This is a genomic window from Geomesophilobacter sediminis, from assembly GCF_016458275.1.
In the GTDB taxonomy this organism is placed as follows: Bacteria; Desulfobacterota; Desulfuromonadia; order Geobacterales; family Geobacteraceae; genus Geomesophilobacter; species Geomesophilobacter sediminis.
In genome coordinates, this window is record NZ_JAEMHM010000003.1 from 180,997 (window position 1) to 201,325 (window position 20,329).

At 58.9% G+C, this 20,329-nt stretch carries 16 protein-coding genes; 7 read left to right on the forward strand and 9 right to left on the reverse strand.

The annotated features are described in order from the left end of the window. Positions 1-813, forward strand: coding sequence for a bifunctional DNA-formamidopyrimidine glycosylase/DNA-(apurinic or apyrimidinic site) lyase (mutM, locus tag JFN93_RS04190; protein ID WP_199382741.1), 813 nt, complete (start codon positions 1-3; stop codon positions 811-813). Between the two features lie 265 nt (positions 814-1,078). Here the strand turns inward: mutM and JFN93_RS04195 are convergent, their stop codons facing one another. Then, on the reverse strand, positions 1,079-1,849 hold the full coding sequence (locus JFN93_RS04195; protein ID WP_199382742.1) for a cytochrome b/b6 domain-containing protein: 771 nt from the start codon (positions 1,847-1,849) through the stop codon (positions 1,079-1,081). A 127-nt stretch (positions 1,850-1,976) separates the two neighbouring features. Beyond that, complete coding sequence (locus JFN93_RS04200) at positions 1,977-2,318, reverse strand: hypothetical protein (protein WP_199382743.1); 342 nt, start codon at positions 2,316-2,318, stop codon at positions 1,977-1,979. A 198-nt stretch (positions 2,319-2,516) separates the two neighbouring features. Here JFN93_RS04200 and JFN93_RS04205 point away from each other — a divergent pair, with 198 nt between their 5' ends. Further along, positions 2,517-3,197 carry a Bax inhibitor-1/YccA family protein gene (locus tag JFN93_RS04205; RefSeq protein ID WP_199382744.1) on the forward strand — a complete coding sequence of 227 codons (681 nt, stop codon included), beginning with the start codon at positions 2,517-2,519 and terminating at the stop codon, positions 3,195-3,197. Positions 3,198-3,264: 67 nt separating this feature from the next. Here the strand turns inward: JFN93_RS04205 and JFN93_RS04210 are convergent, their stop codons facing one another. Next, positions 3,265-4,443, reverse strand: a complete 1,179-nt coding sequence (locus JFN93_RS04210; protein WP_199382745.1) for an MFS transporter — start codon at positions 4,441-4,443, stop codon at positions 3,265-3,267. 374 nt (positions 4,444-4,817) lie between these two features. On the opposite strand from JFN93_RS04210, the gene JFN93_RS04215 reads away from it, so the two are divergent. From JFN93_RS04215 to JFN93_RS04235, 5 genes are all read left to right on the forward strand, one after another. Then, positions 4,818-8,600: a PAS domain S-box protein gene (locus tag JFN93_RS04215; RefSeq protein ID WP_199382746.1), complete on the forward strand. Its 3,783-nt coding sequence runs from the start codon at positions 4,818-4,820 to the stop codon at positions 8,598-8,600. 607 nt (positions 8,601-9,207) lie between these two features. Continuing rightward, positions 9,208-10,917: a methyl-accepting chemotaxis protein gene (locus JFN93_RS04220; RefSeq protein WP_199382747.1), complete on the forward strand. Its 1,710-nt coding sequence runs from the start codon at positions 9,208-9,210 to the stop codon at positions 10,915-10,917. Positions 10,918-11,186: 269 nt separating this feature from the next. Further along, positions 11,187-11,906, forward strand: a complete 720-nt coding sequence (locus JFN93_RS04225) for a creatininase family protein (protein WP_199382748.1) — start codon at positions 11,187-11,189, stop codon at positions 11,904-11,906. A 656-nt stretch (positions 11,907-12,562) separates the two neighbouring features. Next, positions 12,563-13,234, forward strand: coding sequence for a fibronectin type III domain-containing protein (locus JFN93_RS04230; RefSeq protein ID WP_199382749.1), 672 nt, complete (start codon positions 12,563-12,565; stop codon positions 13,232-13,234). Positions 13,235-14,276: 1,042 nt separating this feature from the next. Further along, the gene (locus JFN93_RS04235; RefSeq protein WP_199382750.1) at positions 14,277-15,971 is read left to right on the forward strand and encodes a methyl-accepting chemotaxis protein; all 1,695 of its coding nucleotides are present in this window, start codon (positions 14,277-14,279) and stop codon (positions 15,969-15,971) included. Between the two features lie 112 nt (positions 15,972-16,083). Here JFN93_RS04235 and JFN93_RS04240 read toward each other — a convergent pair whose 3' ends face one another. The 6 genes from JFN93_RS04240 to JFN93_RS04265 are packed head-to-tail and all read right to left on the reverse strand — an operon-like array spanning position 16,084 to position 20,276. Continuing rightward, positions 16,084-16,362, reverse strand: coding sequence for a cytochrome c7 (locus tag JFN93_RS04240; RefSeq protein ID WP_199382751.1), 279 nt, complete (start codon positions 16,360-16,362; stop codon positions 16,084-16,086). A gap of 59 nt (positions 16,363-16,421) precedes the next feature. Beyond that, the gene (locus JFN93_RS04245; protein WP_199382752.1) at positions 16,422-17,213 is read right to left on the reverse strand and encodes an ABC transporter permease subunit; all 792 of its coding nucleotides are present in this window, start codon (positions 17,211-17,213) and stop codon (positions 16,422-16,424) included. Next, positions 17,210-17,875, reverse strand: a complete 666-nt coding sequence (locus JFN93_RS04250) for an ABC transporter ATP-binding protein (RefSeq protein ID WP_199382753.1) — start codon at positions 17,873-17,875, stop codon at positions 17,210-17,212. Before JFN93_RS04250 ends, JFN93_RS04245 begins: the two co-directional genes overlap by 4 nt. 37 nt (positions 17,876-17,912) lie before the next feature. Continuing rightward, positions 17,913-19,205: a nitrous oxide reductase family maturation protein NosD gene (locus JFN93_RS04255; RefSeq protein ID WP_199382754.1), complete on the reverse strand. Its 1,293-nt coding sequence runs from the start codon at positions 19,203-19,205 to the stop codon at positions 17,913-17,915. 19 nt (positions 19,206-19,224) lie between these two features. Then, the gene (locus tag JFN93_RS04260; RefSeq protein ID WP_199382755.1) at positions 19,225-19,686 is read right to left on the reverse strand and encodes a nitrous oxide reductase accessory protein NosL; all 462 of its coding nucleotides are present in this window, start codon (positions 19,684-19,686) and stop codon (positions 19,225-19,227) included. Next, the gene (locus tag JFN93_RS04265) at positions 19,671-20,276 is read right to left on the reverse strand and encodes a hypothetical protein (RefSeq protein WP_199382756.1); all 606 of its coding nucleotides are present in this window, start codon (positions 20,274-20,276) and stop codon (positions 19,671-19,673) included. The genes JFN93_RS04260 and JFN93_RS04265 overlap by 16 nt, the downstream gene beginning before the upstream one ends. Positions 20,277-20,329: the final 53 nt, after the last annotated feature.

Here is a 20,329-nt window from a genome sequence, read left to right on the forward strand (position 1 = left end):
ATGCCTGAATTACCCGAAGTGGAAGTAACCCGGCTCGGGATCACCGCCCACCTTCAAGGGGCGCGGGTCCGGGGGCTCACGCTGCGCGACCTGAAACTGGCGGGCCGGCTCCCGGCGGGGCTCTCGGCGGCACTGGTGGGCGAGCCGATCCAGTCGGTCGAGCGCCGGGGAAAGTATCTGCTGCTTCGCTTTCCGGCGGGAACGCTCCTGGTGCATCTGGGCATGACCGGCCACCTGCGTATTCTGCCGCAGGACCGGCTGCCGGGAAAGCACGACCTTTTCGATCTGGCCCTCGAATCGGGAAAGATGCTGCGTCTGAACGATTCCCGCCATTTCGGCTCCCTTCACTGGACCAGCGATGAACCGCTCCGGCACCGGCTCCTCTCCCACCTGGGTCCGGAACCGCTTACGGTGGCCTTTACCGACCGCTACCTGTACGAAAAGAGCCGAGGGCGCCGGGTCGCCATCCAGCGCTTCATCATGGACGGCACCGTGGTGGCCGGGGTGGGGAACATCTACGCCGCCGAATCGCTCTTCCGCAGCGCATTGCTCCCGACCACGCTGGCCGGATCGCTCACCGCCGAACAGTGCCGGACCCTCGCCGAGGCGATCAAAGCCGTGCTGGGTACCTCGATCGCCACCGGGAGCTCCGGCATGGATTTTTGCAGCGACGCCGGGAGACTCGTCTACTATCCGCAACAACTCATGGTTTACGGCAGGGAAAAGCAGCCGTGCCGGATCTGCGGGACACCGATCCAGCGGGGGAGGTTGGGGAACCGTTCCACCTTCTACTGCCCGGTCTGCCAGAAGTGAGCGGATGATCGTGCCTGGCAAGGCGCTCCCACAGGGTAGGCAGCCGCCTTGCTTGATCCACGAAACTGATCGCGACAGGAATGTCGCTCCTACAAGGAAGGCCATCCCCCTTGCCGTAGGGGCGCAGCATGCTGCGCCCGTCACTCCCGCATGGCTCGGAAGATAAAAACAGCGAAGCCTCCGAGGGAATTCCCTGCGGAGGCTTCGCTGCATCAGTCTTATGTTATTTCCGGCCGCTCGCGGGGAGCCGGCCCATGGTGCTGGATCAGGCCCCTTTGCAGGTCATGGCCGCGCTTTTGGCTGCCGCCTCGTGCCCGGCGCCTCCCGCGGCGTGGTCGTGTCCCGGACTTGCCGCGATCTTCGGTTTTTCTTCCCCGCCTTCCTCTTCCTCCTCTTCCCAGCCGGTCCACATCGGGACGAAGTGGGCAAAAGGCGTGTGGCCCAAGGTGGCGAGGTAGATGTGGACGAAAAGGAAGGCCGTGAAGCAGCAGGCGATCAGGAAATGCGCCCCGACCAGAAGCTTCAGTCCGCCGATCAGGATGATCACGCCACGAAGTGGTGCGACGTTGAGCAGGAAAATGCCGGTGACGATGACCAGCGGCAGCAGCACCAGCATGATCGCCAGGTAGGCCGTTTTCTGCAGCGGGTTGAACTTGTTGTCCGGGGTGCTGTGGTGCGGGTTGGGCTTACCGAAGAAATACAGGAAGAAATAGTAGAACGCCTGCCGGAACAGCCCGTGCTTGATGTCTTCCAGGGTTGGTATGTAGAGCTTGGCGAGGCTGCCGACGACGAAGACGTAGTAGAAGAGCCAGAGGAAGTAGGAGAGGGCTACGACGATGCCCGCGGTGTTGTGCAGGGAAATGGCCGACTTGTAGGTGCCGAAGACGTTCACGTACTCCGGGAAGCGGATCTGGATTCCGGTAACCGTCAGCGTCACAATGCCCAATGCATTGAGCCAGTGCCAGATCCGCACCGGCATGGGGGTGAGGTAAATCATCTTGTGGGGGTGCTCCAGGTCTGCCTTCCGCTGTTCCATGTCTTCCCTCCTGGTATTCCTACTGTTAGCGGCTGCGATAAACAGCCGAACTTCTCAGTGGTTGAGGTGCCGGCCCGGAAAAGGTCCGGCACGGAAGGGGAATGAACTGAGCTACTTCGACAGCTGATCAATGAGCGGCATGTATTGCAATCAGGGCCCCTGCTGCGACGGCCCAGTAGATCCAGCGATATCCGCCGAGGTGGATATCGACCCAGTTGCGGAAGCCGCCGCAGGACCGGTCCCGGGTTTCCTGCTCCCGTGCCGGTGCGGTGGTATCGTTTTGGGCCAGCTGGATCTTCTCTTCGGTTGCCCGCGGCAGGTTGAGCTCCGGCGGCACCGAAGGTCTCTCCGTGACGCGTCGTTCCACCGGTGCCGGCGGGTTGAGCGCCCCGGAAGCCTCCTGGGCGCCGGCTGCGGCGGGGGCGAGCGTGGTCAGACAAAGAATCAGGGCGATGGTTTTTCTGATCATGGCGTGCTCTCCTTGTATAGTAGTCGTCTCCGACACTACCAGATCTTGACACCGCGTTGCAGAGAGATTACTTTGGCTCAGAGACCGAGGTGCTGCCTGACAAGCGTGGCCTATTATACTCGCCTAATATGTAATGTCCACACTTTCAGCAAATCTTTTTTAACGAAATACTTAAAATTTGGAAAGGAGTGCTTTTAAATGGAAAGAAGTGAGCTGCGCTACCGCACGATGTCTGTTCCGCGGGAAGGGGTGATGAAAGGGGTTTACGCCTGGATGAGTGGGGGGCTGGCCCTGAGCGCTTTGGTTGCGCTGCAGGTGGTTTCTTCTCCCGCGCTGTTCCAGGCCCTGTTAGCAAACCGGATGCTCTTTTACGCGTTGGTCTTCGGGGAACTGGGGCTGGTGGTTGCGCTCAGCGGCGCGATCAACCGGATCGGGACCGGGACCGCGCGGGCGCTGTTTTTGCTCTATGCGGCCTTGAACGGCGTCACCCTTTCCACCATTTTCGTGGTCTACACCGCCGACTCCATCGCCTCCACCTTCCTGGTGACTTCCGCGATGTTCGGGGCGATGAGCCTTTACGGGTATCTGACCAAGCGGGAGCTCGACGGGCTGGGGAGCTTCTGCTTCATGGGGCTGATCGGCGTGGTGATCGCGTCGGTGGTGAACATCTTCCTGCACAGCCCGATGGTGAGCTGGGTGATGAGCCTGGCCGGCATCCTCGTCTTCACCGGGCTGACCGCCTACGACACCCAAAAGATCAAACGCATGGGATACGGCGCGGGAGAAGGGAAGGGGGCCATCCTGGGCGCGCTGACCCTGTACCTCGACTTCATCAACATGTTCCTCATGCTGCTTCGGTTCCTGGGGAACCGGAGGTGACACCGAAGGACTCCTTCGGGGGGCGCAGCTTTATCCGCTGGGGCCTCGCAGGTTAAGAAAAGATGCGTCAGTTTGCAGCCGCCTCGGCCAGTTCGGTCGGGGCGGTTTTGTTTTGGGGCACCCGCATGAACTGGGCGGCTGCCAGGGAAACCGCACCGAGGGCGGCACCGCCCAGAAACGGGATCTGGTAGCTGATCATCCAAAGATACCCACCCAGGGCCGGCAGGAAGACGGCGGCAATGTGGTTGATGGTGAAGCCGACCGCCATCGAGGCGGCGATGTCCTGCGGGTCGGCCACCTTCTGGAAATAGGTCCGGATGGCGACGGCGAAGTTGAACAGAAGCGAATCCAGCACGTACATGAAGGAAACCAGGGTTCCGGAGCCGCTGTAGGCGTAGGTCAGGAAGATGACGATGACCCCGAGGTATTCGATGGAACTGATGGCCCGCTCGCCGAAACGCACGATGGCCCGGCCGATCACCGGGTTCATCAGGTAGCCGATCAGGTTGTTGATCACGAACAAAAAGATCATCCCGCGCACGGTGAAATGGAATTTCTCCACCAAAAGGAACATGGAAAAGACCATGAAGATCTGCCGTCGGGCGCCGGAGAGGAAGGTCAGCACGTAATAGAGCCCGTAACGGCGGCGCAGGACCATGCGCGCCCGCTGCGGCGGAACGTTTTCGTGGGTCGGTTCCTGAAACATCCCCCAGATCCCGATCCCCAGCACCAGGATGCCGATCACCAGGAACATGCCCCGGAAGTCGGTCAGGTAGCCGAGCCCCCAGATCAGCAGTCCGGCACCGATGCTGGAAAGAGCGGAAAGGCTGCGCAGCCGCCCCATGACCAGCGGGGTGACCCCCGTGGAGAAGTACTGCAGGGTGAGCGACTGGTTCGTGGTTTCGTAATAGTGGAAGCCGAAACTCATGACGAGCGTGGTGCAGGCGACCCCTGCGTAGCTCGGGAAAATCCCGGTGAGCGCCGTTCCGATGCCGAGCAGGGCGATGGAGATGGCGGAGAGCCGATGCTCCTTGACCACGAGCATGACGAAGACCGCCAGCAGGGCGAGAAAGCCGGGAACTTCCCGGACCGACTGAATGATCCCGACCGCCTGCCCGTTAAGCCGCACCACCTCTACTGCATAGTTGTTGAAAAGGATGGTATAGCCCTGCAGACCGAGCATTGACGCCGCCGTCATTACCGCCAAAAAGCGCAGCATCGGTTTTTGTTCTTCGGTCAACTGCATTTCCTGCCGCTCCTCCTCATCTTTTCCCTTTTCACCACCGGGAGAATTTCCTGAAACCAAGTAAAACCAACGCTAACGGGAATATCGATTGTGCCGATAAGATACCCCAGAACACGGCGCTCCAATCTAAATAAGGTTTAAGTCTTTGGCAACTCATATTTTTTCCTTTTTTATCCAATTTGAAGTAAGCTGACGGGACTGGAACTACCAATTTTGTGAGTAGTTCTTATCAGCTTTTAACAGTGTAAAGGGTTCCCGCTCCAGCAACAGATAGCAACAAATCCATCGCAATTGGCGGTAGACCGTATTGCCAAAAGCGATTGTGTGGCAGGATGAACTGCACTCAGAGCAGTTTGGAAACGGGCGGAGGAGTCGTGCAGGGTTTGAGCATCAAAAACAGGATGACCATCGTGGTGTCCGTTCTCACCGCGGTAATGCTGTCGGTTCTCGCCTTCTCTTTTCACCTGTTCTACTCGGAACAGCTCAAGCAGCTGGTCTGCGATCAACAGTACACCCTGCTTACCGCCATCACCGACGAAGTGGACCAGAAGCTGGAAGAGGGGCGCACCGAAGTCTTGGCCGCCGCCCAAACCCTCACCCCCGAGGATGTCGCCGATCCGGCGCGGGTGCAGCGTTTCCTCTCCCGGCGCCCCCATCTCAGCGAACAGTTCGATAACGGCTTTTTCCTCTTTTCCCCTGGCGGCAAGCTCATCTACGGCACCGAGGTGGAGCCCCGGCTCCTGAGCCGGGATTTCTCCCAGCACGGATACCTCAAAGAGACCCTCGCCCGGCGGACCCCCCAGATTTCCACCCCCTTTTTCTCAATCCAATCCCATGGCCACCCGATCGTGATGTTTACCGCTCCGATCCTGGGCCGACATGGCACCGTGGTCGGCGTCCTGGCCGGCAGCATGGATCTTTTGAAACTGAACTTCCTGGGCAAGCTCGCGTCCATGAAAATCGGCACCGGCGGTTATCTCTACGTCGTCGACCGCCACGGTACGCTGCTGATCCACCCGGACCGGACCCGGATTCTCACCCAGGTCCCCACGGGGACCAACTACCTTCTGGACCGGGCCTGCGCCGGGTTCGAGGGGTCCGGCGAAACGGTGACCACCGGCAAGCTTTCCTCGATCAGCTCCTTCAAGAGGCTCAAGTCGACCGGCTGGATCCTCGCCATCAACTTCCCGCGCAGCGAGGCGTACCGGCCCCTGTACCGGACCGAGAAATTCGTTCTTTTCACCCTTGCCATCATCTTCGCGATGGCGATGACCGTCATCGCGCTGTTCATGAAATACCTGACGGCCCCGTTGCTCTCATTCACCGGTCAGATCCAGGAATTGATCGACCGCAAGAGCGCCCGCACCCGGGTCAGCGTTGAAGCGCACAACGAGATCGGCACCTTGGGGGCGAGTTTCAACCGGCTCCTGGACGAGTTGGACGAACGCAAAGCCGAACTGCAGAAACAGTTGGAATTCCTCCAGATGTTGATCGACACCATCCCGATGCCGATCTTCTACAAGGACACCGCCGGCTTGTACCTCGGCTGCAACACGGCCTTTGAAGCCTGGACCGGTTACAGCCGCCAGCAGATGATCGGCAAGACCGTCTTCGACATCGCGCCGCCTGACCTCGCCGCCGTCTACCACGAGGCGGACCTCTCCGTGATGCGGAAAAGGCAGCACCAAGTCTACGAAGCCCAGGCGGTCAACGCGGCCGGACTGACCCGGGACGTAGTCTTTTCCAAAGCATCTTTCCCAACCACCGACGGGAAGGTCGGCGGCCTCATCGGCACGCTGCTCGACATCACCGATCGCAAGCAGGCCGAAGCGGAGCTTGAGGTCCAGAAAGAGTTCGCCGAAAACCTGGTGCAAAACTCCGCCGTTCCCACCTTCGTGGTCAACAGCTCGCACCAGGTCATCCTCTGGAACCGCGGCTGCGAGGTCTTGACCGGCGTAAAAGCCACCGAGGTGGTCGGGGTCCGGGAACTCTGGTCGATCTTCTTTTCCGAAAAAAGGCCGGTCCTGGCCGACATCCTCATCGACAATGACCTGCGCGACGTGGACCGGTACTACCAGCGGGTCGCCTTTTCCTCGATGATCCCGGGCGGGATTCAGGCCGAAGGGGAGTTCCACGACCAGCAGGGACGGCTCCACTACCTTTCGATCAACGCAGCCCCGATCCGGGACCGCCAAGGCAAAATCGTTGCGGTGATCGAAACGATGGAGGACATCACCCCCCGCAAGATCGCCGAAGATGCCCTGGAAAAGAGCAGCCGCCGGCTGCAGCTCATTCTCGATGCCGCCGGGGAGGGGGTCTACGGGGTCGACCTGGAGGGGAAAGTAACCTTCCTCAACCCGGCCGGGGCCAAGATGATCGGATGGACCCAGGAAGAGCTCCTCGGGCGCGACCCGCATGACATCCTGCACCATGCCCAGGGCGACGGCACGCCGGTTCCCGCCGATAAATGCCCGCTGCAGTCAGCCTTCCGGGACGGCAAATCGATCCGCATCGAGGACGACCTTTTCTGGCGGAAAAACGGCACCAGCTTCCCGGTGGAGTACATCTGCACCCCGCTCGTCGAGGCCGGGAAAAGGGTCGGTGCGGTGGTCCTGTTCAAGGACAACAGCGAACGCAAACTTGCCGAGGAGCAACTGCTCAAGCTCTCCCAGGCGATCCGGCAAAGCCCGGTGGCCATCGTCATCACCGACCTCAAAGGAAACATCGAGTTCGTCAATCCCATGTTCACCGAAATCACCGGGTATGCCCCTTTCGAGGCGCTGGGTGCCAACCCGAGGCTGCTCAAGGCGGACAACGTGGCTCCGGAGGTGTACGAGGATCTCTGGCGGACCATCAGCACCGGTGGGGTCTGGAGCGGGGAGCTGCACAACCGGCGCAAGGACGGCACCTCTACCTGGGTTCACTCGACCATCTCCTCGATCCGCAACAGCGCGGGAGAGATCAGCCACTACATGTCCTTCATGGAAAGCATGGAAGAACGCAAAAAGCTTGAGGAACAGTTGCGCCAGGCCCAGAAAATGGAGGCGATCGGTCAGCTTGCCGGCGGCATCGCCCACGATTTCAACAACATCCTCACCGTCATCATGGGGTTCGGGCAGATGCTGCGGACCACCATTTCCGACGAGGACCGCCGGCGCAGCGACATCGACCAGATCCTGGGGGCGGCCGATCGGGCGGCCCAGCTCACCAAGAGCCTGCTCGCCTTCAGCCGAAAACAGGTCATGGCGCTGCAGCAGGTCGAGCTCAACGATCTCACCCAGATGCTGCTGAAATTCCTGCACCGGATCATCGGCGAGGACGTGGCGCTGCGCACCTCGTTGTCGGAAAAGCCCCTCATGGTCCTGGCCGACCGGGGGCAGATCGAGCAGGTATTGATGAACCTCGCGACCAACGCGCGCGACGCCATGCCCAGCGGCGGGGAGCTTTTCATCGGCACCGACCTGGTCCGTCTGGACAAGGAGTTCCACCAGCAGCACGGGTACGGGCTTCCCGGTGAGTACGCCCTGATGACCATTTCGGACACCGGCAGCGGTATGTCCCCGGAGGTCGCGGAAAAGATTTTCGAGCCGTTTTTCACCACCAAAGCACCGGGGCGCGGTACCGGACTGGGACTGGCCATCGTCTATGGAATCGTGAAGCAGCACGGCGGGTATATCACCATCGACAGCCAGTTGGGGCACGGGACCACCTTCCGGATCTATATCCCCATGGCCCAGGAACGGATGGAAAGCGAAGTCCTACCGGAGGTTGCCGTTCCTACCGGAGGCAGCGAGACCATCCTGGTGGTCGAGGATGACCCCTCGGTGCGGCTTCTTGCCGAGTCGGTCCTGACTACCTTCGGTTATAAGGTTCTGACTGCCGAAAATGGTGTGGAGGCGCTGCAGGTGTTCCGTGACAACCGGGACCGGATCGCCCTCGCGTTGCTCGACGTCATCATGCCCAAGATGAACGGCAAGCAGGTCTGCGAGGCGTTGCGCAAGGAATCCCCCAAGCTCAAGGTACTTTTCCAAAGCGGCTACACCGCCGATCTGCTCCAGGACAAGGGGGTCTTGGTCGACGGAGTCGATCTGATCATGAAACCGGTGCAGCCGATCGTGCTGGCGCGCAAAATCAGGGAGATGCTGGATGCCGGATGAATCCGTTCCCAAGTTTCAGCATCGGTAACATACAAAGCTGACGCTTTACGGATCCATGTGTTCCCGCGGTGGACCTTGGGAACGAGGATCCAGCCGATGAAGTCCCCCTTTGCGAAGGGGGACTTAGCGGGATTTGGCTCTGCGAACCGCCGGTGGCGGTGAGGTCGGTTGCCGATATTCGCGCCTGACATGGCGCTCCCACAGGGTAAGCGGCTACCTTGCTTTTTTATAACGACAGGAAGCTCGCTCCAAATATAATTCGCCTCGGAAGGCCGCCCAAGCGGTAATTCCCATTGCTTCTCGCCCCGAAAGGGGCCTTCGGATCTACAGGACCGGGGGCCCCTTTTTCATTTTCGGGCAAAGCAGAGGGGAAGACACTGACATAAAAGTCCTACAGGAAAAAGTCAGATTGCCGAAAGGTAGTATAGTAGATACCAGTGACTGGGAAATGCTGGAGGAGCACTCTTTCAGAGGATACGAATATTGACAAAAGGTTGGATCGTAACTGACGTAACAAAGTATCAGTGGTGACGCTTAAAGTTTCTCCTTAAACGCAATGTCTGGTTCTCTAGCAACTTGTAGCTCATTACCAAAAAAGGGGTGAATCATGAAACTGAGCAACCTGAAGATAGGAACGCGATTGGCATTAGCCTTTGGGATCGTTCTGTTTCTGCTAGTCGTGGTCGGTATCGTCGGATACTGGGGCGTCAATGCCGTTACCGGCACTACGGTCACCATGTTGCGGGGGGATGCGAACGTCGCCGAAAGTGCCGCTCGGGCACGGGCCGACGTTTTACTGCTGCGCCGGTACGAAAAGGACATCCTTCTCAACATGGGCGCCCCGGACAAAATGGAGAATTATTTCAAGGATTGGCAGGAGTCTGCAGTCAAAGTCGGAGAGCGCGCCGCCGAGGTGGAGAAGTCGACGTTGGTAGCAAAAGACCGCGAGGAGGTAAAGGTTCTCAAGGAGAACCTGGCTGCCTACCTCGCGGGGTTTACCAAGGTCTACAACCAGATCAAAGCCGGCCACATTACCACCGCCGCCGATGCCAACAAGGCTCTGGCCGACTACAAGGACGAGACGCACAAGATGGAAGCGGTGGCCGCCGAGCTTGCGGCTGAAGCGAACAAGCGGATGGATCAGGCAGAAACAGTCGTGCTGGGCCGGGAACATCAGACCGTGGTCACCATGGCGATTTTCTGTCTTTGCTCCATCCTCTTGGGCGTCCTGATGAGCCTTTTGATTACCCGGAGCATCACGGTACCGCTGCAAAAGGGGGTCGACTCGATCAAGCGTCTTGCGGACGGCGACCTCATGGTGCACGTACAATCGGAAGCAAAGGATGAAACCGGCCAGTTGCTGACGGCAATGGGAGCGATGGTCGAGAGATTGAAGTCGGTGGTGGGGAATGTGAAATCGGCGGTGGAAAACGTCGCTTCGGGGAGCCAGCAATTGTCTTCCAGCTCCGAAGAGATGAGCCAGGGGGCCAGCGAACAGGCGGCGGCCGCGGAAGAGGCATCGTCCAGCATGGAAGAGATGTCCTCGAACATCAAGCAGAATGCTGATAACGCCCACCAGACCGAAAAGATCGCGGTAAAAAGCGCCCAGGACGCCAAAGCGGGGGGAAAAGCGGTCGAAGAGACGGTCCATGCGATGAAAGAGATCGCCGGCAAAATCGGCATCATCGAAGAGATAGCCCGGCAGACCAACCTCCTCGCCTTGAACGCCGCCATCGAGGCGGCCCGAGCCGGGGAACACGGAAAAGGATTTGCCGTTGTCGCAAGCGAAGTCCGCAAACTCGCCGAAAGAAGCCAGAAGGCTGCCGCGGAAATATCGGAGCTTTCGATACGTAGTGTGGACGTTGCCGAGCGCGCCGGCGGGCTTCTGGAAATGATGGTTCCCGATATCGAGAAAACGGCGCAATTGGTACAAGAAATCAGCGCCGCATCGAGGGAGCAGGATACCGGAGCCGAGCAGATCAACAAGGCGATCCAACAGCTTGACCAAGTCATCCAGCAGAATTCAAGCGCTTCCGAGGAAATGGCATCGACCTCCGAGGAGCTTGCCTCCCAGGCGGAACAGTTGCGGGATGCGATTTCCTTCTTCAAAGTGGATGAGTTCGATGCCGGGAAAAAGGTCCGGACCTCTACAGCCACGGCAAAAACTCTGGGGAAGAAACATGTTGCCGCCATTTCCCACCTGAAACCCAAAAGTGCCACTGTGTCGCCTGGGGAAGCGGCCGGCAGGAGCGGCGGCGATCGGGGAGTCGGAATTGACCTTGAAGATAATCAGGACGAGCACTTCGAAAGGTACTAGTCGGTCCAGGGGAAAAGCATCTTTACCGGTCGGGGCCGGAGGTTCGGCAGAAGAAGAGGGGAGGGGAGCGGGAGCACCCTCTCCTCTTCTTCATTAGAATGTTTGATCTTTTTAGCCCTTTCGGTTAAGGTGCGGCCACGTTGCCGTTATCCTGGGAGGCTCGCTCCCTTTAAGTGTTTTAGAGAAAAACGAGGTTAAGTAGCTTTAAAGCCAAGTTTTTGGCTTGGCTTGTGCGGCTATCAAGCTTGGCTTTGCTGATGGAGGTCCCGATGATTATTGAAGAAATGACCATGCCCGAATTCGAGGCCGGCCTTAAGAGATGCCGGACCGTTTACCTTCCGTTTGGTTCCTGCGAAGAGCACGGCAGCCATCTGCCGCTTTCCACCGACACCATCGAAGCCTATGAAGTCGGCAAACGTGCCGCGGAACGGATCCCGCTTTTCGTGGCGCCGCCGATCCATTACGGTTCCTGCCGGTCGACGTCGTGCCATCCCGGAACGGTCTCGATCAGCACCGGAACCCTTAAAGCGATACTTAAAGATCTGGTGCGTTCCTTCCGGGCTCAAGGGATGAAAAATTTCGTGGTGTTGACCGGTCACGCCGGCGGCAGCCACAAGATGGCGTTGCAGGACGCCGGCGAAGAAATGATCGTCGAGTTCGACGACATCAACGTCGCCGTGGTGACCGAATTCGACCTGGCGAAGGAAGCCGGCGCTCCGCTCATCGAGACCCGCGGTGATGCGCACGCCGGGGAAATCGAAACCTCCCGCATCTTGCATTCACATCCGCAGTTGGTCAAAGGGACCGCGCCCGAGGAATACCCCAGTTTTCCCAACGGAATCCTGGTGCGCGACAAGCGGAGCTTTTGGCCCGGCGGGGTCTGGGGCAATCCGGCCAAGGCAACTGCCGAAAAAGGAAGGAAACTGGAGACGATCGTGGCGGATCGGGTGGTCGAACTGGTAAAAACGCTGGAAAGCCGCGCCTGGTAAGGGTTTACGAGGCCGACCTCCAAATTTGCCCTCTGAGCGGACTTTTTGATGTCCCGAAGGGGTAAGCCTGCATCGAATTTGGGGTGTGCGCGGCCAGAGGGCGATTTTGAGGTTTTTTACCGCAAACACCTCTTGCCCCCTTTACCTTTCAGAGATAGCCTATGGTTCTTGATGGGGACTTGGCTGAGCGAGGGGACGGAGTAGAGCGGGGATGTGCCGAATCCAATTTGATTAACCTTCGAACCTGCAGATTGCGTACTTGACATAATATATCTTATGGGACGCATTGGGTGGAGTAGGACAGGGGAGACCCGATCTTTATGAGTGTAGGTATGATGATGCCGCCGTCGTTGCGAAGGGTGTATAACCAACTACCCGCCCAACACAGCATTTCCCAAGCAATGACAGTGTTCCACTTCACCCCCCGCCTTGCTATGACATCGAGACGTCGGCCGTTTCGGAAAGGAAGCAGCAAAAGGGACTGGCTCCGCCGGTGCAGTCCCTTTCCAGGAACATGGAGCCATTAAAAAGTGTCTGCCCCCCTAGATGTCCCCCGAGAAAACCCGAGATAAATTTAATCACTCGCCCTTTACAAAGTCGGGCCTTGTTGTAGATTAGACACCGCTTATCATTCTCCGACGAGGGAGGGTTCGATCATGGCAATCAAGTACCCGATCAACGTCTTCGACACCAGTTTTTTGAACGGAACCCATCTGGAAGTAGCCACTCACATCATTGGCATCGGCCAGTCTTTCAAGGCCCACCGCCTCTACCAGCAGGTCCCTGAAGGAGTCCCGCACGGTGATGAGATAATCGATGTCGGCACCCGCTACCACGACGTGTCCTATGCCGTGATCGCCGGCGACAACGGAAAGAAGGGAGAGCGCGATTCCTGCGGCGAGAAGGCCGTCCTCACCGTCGGCCTGGCACTGAACTGGGCTGGGATGCGGTACCTGAGGGAAAACGACCCGGAGTACATTATCAACCTGGGCGTCGACCACGCCGCCAAAAAGACGACATCGAGAAGCATGACGCCTGTCGTCCCCGGCACTCCCGAAAAAGTCGACCTGGAGCACGGTCAGTTTACCGGAACGCTGCGGGTGCTGCTGCCGAAGGTCACCGGCGCGATTACCTACTTCGTGCAGGCCTGCCAGGGCGATCCGAGCGTGGAGTCAAACTGGAACCAGGAATGGCAGTTCACCAAAGTCAAGGGTGGGCTGTTGCTGACCGGGCTCGAACCGGGAAAGATCTACTACGTGCGGGTACGCTGCCTCGGTCATGGCGGTTTCGGCCACTGGTCCACCTACGTCCGCCTCATGGTCGTTTAACTCGCTAACCTACTCCAACCTATCAAAAGGCACAAAAGGCGCCGTCCCACCCGCGATCGGCGTCTTTTGTGCCTTTTGTCGTTATCCCACCGACGAATCAGCCCTCCCCCACCATCGAGTCCTTATCCGCCCGGCTAAATCCTTTTTGCTATCGGCGAAAACGTTATCTTCCTCACGAAATAGTTGTTGCGCCAAAAAAGTCGTTCATCCCCCTGCCGCCAACGCGCAGGAATGACGGCTGAATGGGTGCGAAAACGAAGTTGCCGGCGGCGAAATCGCTATCCCTGCCGAAACGCCCTCCTCATCAGCTGGACCCGGCAGGAGGTGTGCGTGGTACTGTCGACATCCCTTAGGCTGAAGATTCACCGGCGGAGGAAATCGCGGAGCTGACGACCAAATGTTGTTTGTTGTACCGGGAGCCTTTTAACACGCACCGGAACGCGGCCTTCGCGCCGACCACTGCGCAAACCGTCCGGCGAAGCCATATGTGATTACCCTCTGCGGTTTCTCGATCCGTGCCGGGACCTCCAAAGCCCCCGGTGAAATCGTTAATCTCCGGGGGAAATCGTTATCGGTTCCGCGGAAGCGTCTCTTCCGAGGTCACAATGTTCGCGGTCACCCGGGTTAAAGAGGTCATTGCGGATGCTTGACCGGTAGCATGGTAGGGCCATGCCGCCGCCGCTCCGAAGGGGTTATAACCACACGTTATACTCATAACGAAATGTTATCGTTTAACCTACCTGCCCAAAACGACACAGCATTTTCCCCAGCAAGTGACCGTTTTCCACATCAGCTCCCGCCTTGCTATAACATAAGTTATGAGTGATGCCATTTGCTCTTAGGCGGCAATGCCCGTCTTTTCAGCCGGTTACCCCGATTTCGCGGCCTGGCATTCTCTTTGCTCATTAGACTGATAAGAAGTACGTGAAGCGCGCCCCCCTTTGGTCCTTTCCTGGATTCTCCCCTCCCCTTTTCTTCCGGCGCCTGTCCACGTCCTATCCCTGATGGTCCGCTTCTGCGGCGTTTAAGCGAGGTTACGAAGATGAGTAAGAAGACCCATATTTCCTTTTCGGCCAAGATCGTAGCCCTGCTGCTGTTGTCGAGCGTAGGACTCGCGGCCGTCACCGGTGCGATCGCCCTGAAAAAATATCACGAAAGCTACCGCAACTTCCTCGCCTCCTATCGCAAATCTCTCTACAGCGACTTCGACTCGCAGGCCAAATCCGAGGTGGAAACGGCGGTCGCCATGCTCCAGCGGCTATCCGATCGGAGCCGCAATGGCGAGATGACGCTGGAAGAGGCGAAATTGCAGGGCGCCGACCTGCTAAGATCGATGCGTTACGGGAAAGAAGGCTATTTCTGGGCCGACACCACCGAAGGGATCAATGTGGTGCTCCTGGGCACCCCAGTCGAGGGGAAAAGCCGGATCGACAAACGCGACGCCAAGGGGAAATACAACATCCGGGCGATAATCAAGGCGGGAATGCAGCCCGGGGGCGGGTTCAGCGACTACTACACCACCAAGAAAGGAAGCACCATCACTCTGCCCAAGCGAAGCTACTCCTTGCTGTTCCAGCCCTTCAACTGGGTCATCGGCACCGGAAACTACGTCGACGACCTCGACGCGCTGGTGGCAAAGGCTGCCGAGGAAAACCGGCGGCACTTCATGACCGGCATTTACACCATCGTCTCAGTGGTCGTTGCGTTGGCGGTGATCATATCGTTCGCCTCCGTCCTGTTGCTCCGTAACCTCCTGCGCTCGCTGGGGGGCGAGCCGGAGCACCTGGCCCACGTCTCGGGCCGGGTGGCCTCCGGGGACCTGACCGTCCACCTGGAAAGCGGGAAAGAAGGGGTCTACGAGTCGATGCGCCAGATGGTGGAAAACCTTCGCCAGATCATCGAGCGGGTAAGCTCCAACGCCCGGGCGGTGGCCGGCTCCGCGGTGGAACTTCAGGCGACTGCGGAAAAGTCCGCCGGCAGCTTGCAACACGTGGTGGGACAGGCGACCACGGTCGCCACTGCCAGTGAGGAAATGTCCGCCACCAGTTCTGATATCGCCCACAACTGCCACATGGCGGCTGAGAGCTCCAACCGCGCCAGTTCCACCGCGCAACGCGGTGCGGCGATCGTGGAGAACACCCTCTCCGGCATGAACCGCATCGCCGAGAAGGTGCGGCAGACCGCCGTGGTCGTCGACAAGCTGGGCGACCGTTCCGAGCAGATCGGGGAAATCGTCTCCACCATCGAAGACATCGCCGACCAGACGAACCTGCTCGCGCTCAATGCCGCCATCGAGGCGGCACGGGCCGGGGAGCAGGGACGGGGTTTCGCCGTCGTCGCCGATGAGGTGCGGGCCCTCGCCGAGCGGACGACGCGGGCGACCCGAGAGATTTCCGAGATGATCAAGGCGATCCAGGCAGAAACCAGGCAGGCGGTAACCGGAATGGAGGAAGGAGTCGGAGAAGTCGAGCGGGGAACCACCGAAGCGGCAAGCTCCGGCGAGGCGCTAAGGGAAATCCTGGCCCAGATCGACCTGGTGACCCAGCAGATCAACCAGATCGCTACGGCGTCGGAGGAGCAAACCGCGACCACTCGGGAAATCAGCGGGAACATCCAAAACATCTCCGACACGATCCACGTCCTGGCGCAGAGCTCGCGCGAAGTAAGCCAGGCATCCTCTCATCTTTCCGACCTGTCGGTTGAGTTGCAGGACGTGGTAGCCGCGTTCCAGGTGTAACGACTGGAAGGCCAAATCGAAGTGGGACCCGGGATTCCGTAAAGGAAGCAGCAGGAAAAATCGGCGGAGTGGGGAAGATTCTCCGCCTCCGCCGATTTCGTTCCGGTGGCTGCTACTTCTTTTTGTGGCAGTCCGGGCACCGCGTGGGACCAGCGCCCTTTTTCTCATGGCATGCCTTGCAGGTCCGGTGTGCCCAGTCCTTGCTGAAACCGCTGATCTTTCCCGGGCCGGCTGCCCCGTGGCAAAGCTTGCAGTCCTTCAGCCGCTGCTGGTGATCCTTGTGATGGAACGTGACGTTCCCCATCTTGGTCGGGAACACCATCGTTTCCCCGGCAAGTGCGGTGCCCGCACCTAACGAGATAAGAACTGCTGCTGCGATTACCTTTCTCATTTGCGTCTCCTTTAAGTGTTTTCCGCCGGCTTTAATCCGACTGGATCTGAAACAACGGGTCAGAAATCTTTGCGGGCGAAACAGCTTCGGCCCAGGATAAAGGTCAGGACGGACCAGCCGACCAGGGAGGTTAGCGCAATCGCAATTCCCCAAGAACTTCCGAAAAACTGTTGGAATACTGCGCCGGTATAGCCCATCAGCGCCGAGACGTCGAACTTCAGCAGGATCAGGACGCGGGCCAGGTCGATCGGGTTCAGGATGCTCAAAATGAGCAGCGGCATTTCCAGCGGATAATCGGCAAAGCATACCACTGCCAATAGGACCAAACCGTCGTAAATCACCGAGAATACGAGCCAAAACAGAAGCGAGATACCGAGTCCCCGCGCCTTGTCCTTGTTGGTTACCGCGACCAGAAACGCCAGTGCCACGAAGATGAAGGTGAGCACCGCACCGACCACGAGGAGGGTCAAAAAGGCTGGCAGGTCCTGGGCTACTTCCGAGCCGCAAAACAGGAAAGCGCCCCCTACTCCGGCCAAAAAGCTCAGTACCAGGGGGATCGATACCCCCAGGCACAGCCCGGCGAAGAGGCTTCCCCTCTTGATCGGCTGCGCGAGCATCAGTTCGACGAACTCGCGGGAACCGTAGTAATAGGTGGTGCCCAGCATGGTGCTGACCAGCGGGATGATGAACAGGACCAGGTTCATCAGGCTGACCGCCACCTTCGAGCCGTCTCCGACGAACCGAAACAGGGCGAAGGTCACCAGGAAAAAGAAGCCGCTGTAGGCAAAAAGCCACTTGCTCCGCATCAGGTCCCGCAGTTGGTACCGGCCCAACTTCAAGGTTTCTCTCATGGCCGCGCTCCCCGCATCAGGGCCGCTACCGCCCTCTCCAGGTTTTGCTCCCCGCTTTGCCGCTTCAGGTCGGCGATCAGCCCCTGAAAGTAGATCCGCCCTTCCAAAAGAAACACGATCTGCTCACTCAACTCCTCGATCTCGTTCATGTTATGGGAAGTTAGGAGCACCGTTTTCCCCTTACGGTTTTCCGCAACGATCTTGTCTTTCAGGCGACTGCTGGAGACCGGGTCCAGTGCGGCGGTCGGCTCGTCAAGAATCATCAGCTTGGGATTGAAGAGAAAGGCGATGACCGCCCCCACCTTCTGACGGGTCCCCCCCGACAGGGTGCGCAGGGGCTTTTCCATCTCCCTGCCGATCTCAAGCTGCTCCACCAGTTCCTCATCGAGCCCTTCGCGTACGCCGCGCAGATCCTTGAGCATGCCGAGAAGTTCCCTTACCTTGAGGTTCTCGGGGTAGCGGGCGATCTGCGGCATGTAGCCGATTTCCTTCCGGTAGGCGCAATCGCCGTTCACCTTCCGGCCGTCGATGGTTATCTCCCCCCGGTCGATGTGCACTAGCCCGAGAAGGCTTTTGATCAGGGTGGTCTTGCCCGAGCCGTTGGGACCCACGATTGCCGTGAGGGTCCCCTTCCCTATCGTCAGGTTTACTTCTTCGAGCACGTGAAGCTTTCCGAACCGCTTTTTCAGACCTCGTATTTCAATCAATGCACACTCTCCGCATCAGGGGCCTTCGGTCCACGAGGGCCTCGGGAGTAAGCACGGGGAAGGCCCTTTCGGCGAGGTCCAGGACGTCTATGAAAAGGGATCGCAGGAGTATCAACGACTGGGGGTAGTCGGTAATCAGCATGGAAAACAGCCGTACCGGCCGGTAAGGTACGTCTCCGATCCCGTCCTTGTTGAGGTCGTACCCCTGGTAATTGTCCCAGTAGTTCCCCTCGAATCTGTTTTGGGTTTCGCTGCTGTTGGTGGCGACGTCAAAGGAGTTCCCGAGAAAATTGTTCCGGGTGAACCGGTTGTCGGTCGAGCTCCCCAGCAGTTTGATCCCCACTCCGTTGCGGGAGAAGGTGTTTTGCTCGACGGTCATCCCGAAGGAGCCTTCCGAGTAGATGCCGATCGTGTTGCCGGCCAGGGTGTTTCCTGCGATACGGCTTTGCTGCATGTCCTTCAACAGCAGTCCGTAGGAGGCGGGACCCCAGTTCTTTTCGAAACGGTTGCCCCTCATTTCGACGTTTTTCGAGTACATGACCGCCACCCCGGCGCCGTTTTGGGTAAAGCGGTTATTAAGGTAACGGCAGGAGTTGGAGAACATGAAATGAAGTCCGTAACGGAGGTTCTTTTCGCTTTGGTTCCCTTCAATCAGCACCCGGTTGGAGAATTCGATGTAGATGCCGTCCCTTTGGTCGGTGACGTAGTTGCCGGAGACCTTCACGTCGCTGCAGTGCCAAAGGTGGATTCCGTTTCCCGACGTCGCCTCCGCCTTGCCGTTTCCGGAAATCCGGTTTCCCGAGACCGTACATCCGGTCGCCTTGGCAAGATAGACGGCGAAAAAGTCGTTGCTGAACCGGTTCCCCTCGATGATGCAGTTGCGTGCCCCGTCGATCTTGACCGCCGCGTTGTCGTGCATGAAGCTGACCCCGGCGTTTTTGATCAGCAGTCCCCTGATGGTGACGTTGTCCGCTCTGACCGTGAAGATCTCGTCCTTGCCGCCGCCGTCGACCTGGGGCAAACCCTCGCCGAGGATGGTGAGGGGCTTGTCGATGACGATGTTTCCCTCCGAATAGCTCCCCTTCCGGACCAGGATCCGGTCCCCGCTGGAAGCGATCCGGACCCCGTCCTTGATGCTCTTGATCGGCCTGTCCTTGCCGACCACGATCTCCCGCACGGGTCCTGGAGGGAACAGGGCACCCTGGGCAGCTGCAGCGGGAAGGACCAGCGGAAGGACGACGAGACCAGCCAGCAGGCCGTTTCCCAGCCGATGCCGTGTTGTCATCGATGACTGCATTGTTTTTCTAGCTCCACCTCTGGCCGACGTATTTCTGGACCTCAGGCCAGCTGAGGATGGTGCCCGGGCACTCACGAGATTTGGCGGTCGCGGCCGCCCGGTCCCGGAAGGCGGAAAGGTTCAACCCCATCGGGCTGGGGAGTTTTTCGCTTTCCAGGTAGCCGGCGCGGGTAGCCTCGATCAGTTGGGAAGGATGGGCGCAGTCGACCACCCAAAGCGAGGAAACCTCCTCCCCCCTCCCCTTCTTATTGAGAAATCCGGCCATACACTCGACCGAGTCGAACTTGAAGATCCTTCCCTTCCGCGTGATGAGTTCGGCACCGAACCGGGCGTCGCTGACTTGCATCCCGCAGTTGGCGCAATTGTCCCGGCCCACAACGATCGGCTCGGGGCCTTCCTTGCCACAGCCGAGCAGCACCAACGTTGCCGTGATCGCAAAAAGAACCAGTAGATTTACATACTTTGCCATGGTGAATCCTTTACTCCTGTCGCCTTTTTCCTTTCCCTGAGGTAGGCATATGCGGCGAGGAAGGCGGAGCCGAATACCGCGAAGCCGCCGATGTACGGCATCGAGAGGACGTTTATGTTCAAGAGCTGCTTTCTGCCGATCAGCGGAGGCTGGTAGGTCATCCCCGGCACCTGGATCGGCGCGTTGTGGTTGAGGTCATGGCCGTAGTCGTATTCCCAGGAGTAGAAATCGTAGAGCCCTGCCGCGCCGGCGACCGCAAAGAGAACCAGCCAGGCCAGCAGGAGCTTGCGGCCCCCCTTGAGCCCTACGGCCAGGCCGCTCAGCGCGAACAAGACCAACACCGGCGGGATGATCTTCAGTTCCTTGATGCTCTCCGGGGTGATCCGCTTCATCCCGATGTAATGGTTGAGCTCGTTGATGATCTGCAGGTCGTGGGGCAGCTCGCCGGTGATCTTGTCGGCCCAGATGAAAAGCCCTTTCCCCTCAGGGTACTGGGGAGCGGAAAGGCTTACCTTCCAGATCGGGAAAAAAAGGGCCACTACCAGCAGCAGCGAAGCCGCCACCACCAAAGATCTGCTTTTGCTCTGCATCGATATTTTCCTGTGAAGTAGGGAACGGGATACGCGGGGGCGCCGGGCGCCCC

Bases quoted from the DNA above. Each gene is read 5' to 3' on its own strand.
- JFN93_RS04200 (WP_199382743.1), bottom strand. From the start codon at position 2,318: ATGATCAGAAAAACCATCGCCCTGATTCTTTGTCTGACCACGCTCGCC.
- JFN93_RS04245 (WP_199382752.1), bottom strand. From the start codon at position 17,213: ATGAGAGAAACCTTGAAGTTGGGCCGGTACCAACTGCGGGACCTGATG.
- JFN93_RS04205 (WP_199382744.1), top strand. From the start codon at position 2,517: ATGGAAAGAAGTGAGCTGCGCTACCGCACGATGTCTGTTCCGCGGGAA.
- JFN93_RS04235 (WP_199382750.1), top strand. From the start codon at position 14,277: ATGAGTAAGAAGACCCATATTTCCTTTTCGGCCAAGATCGTAGCCCTG.
- JFN93_RS04255 (WP_199382754.1), bottom strand. From the start codon at position 19,205: ATGACAACACGGCATCGGCTGGGAAACGGCCTGCTGGCTGGTCTCGTC.
- JFN93_RS04265 (WP_199382756.1), bottom strand. From the start codon at position 20,276: ATGCAGAGCAAAAGCAGATCTTTGGTGGTGGCGGCTTCGCTGCTGCTG.
- mutM (WP_199382741.1), top strand. From the start codon at position 1: ATGCCTGAATTACCCGAAGTGGAAGTAACCCGGCTCGGGATCACCGCC.
- JFN93_RS04220 (WP_199382747.1), top strand. From the start codon at position 9,208: ATGAAACTGAGCAACCTGAAGATAGGAACGCGATTGGCATTAGCCTTT.
- JFN93_RS04210 (WP_199382745.1), bottom strand. From the start codon at position 4,443: ATGCAGTTGACCGAAGAACAAAAACCGATGCTGCGCTTTTTGGCGGTA.
- JFN93_RS04240 (WP_199382751.1), bottom strand. From the start codon at position 16,362: ATGAGAAAGGTAATCGCAGCAGCAGTTCTTATCTCGTTAGGTGCGGGC.
- JFN93_RS04195 (WP_199382742.1), bottom strand. From the start codon at position 1,849: ATGGAACAGCGGAAGGCAGACCTGGAGCACCCCCACAAGATGATTTAC.
- JFN93_RS04225 (WP_199382748.1), top strand. From the start codon at position 11,187: ATGATTATTGAAGAAATGACCATGCCCGAATTCGAGGCCGGCCTTAAG.
- JFN93_RS04230 (WP_199382749.1), top strand. From the start codon at position 12,563: ATGGCAATCAAGTACCCGATCAACGTCTTCGACACCAGTTTTTTGAAC.
- JFN93_RS04260 (WP_199382755.1), bottom strand. From the start codon at position 19,686: ATGGCAAAGTATGTAAATCTACTGGTTCTTTTTGCGATCACGGCAACG.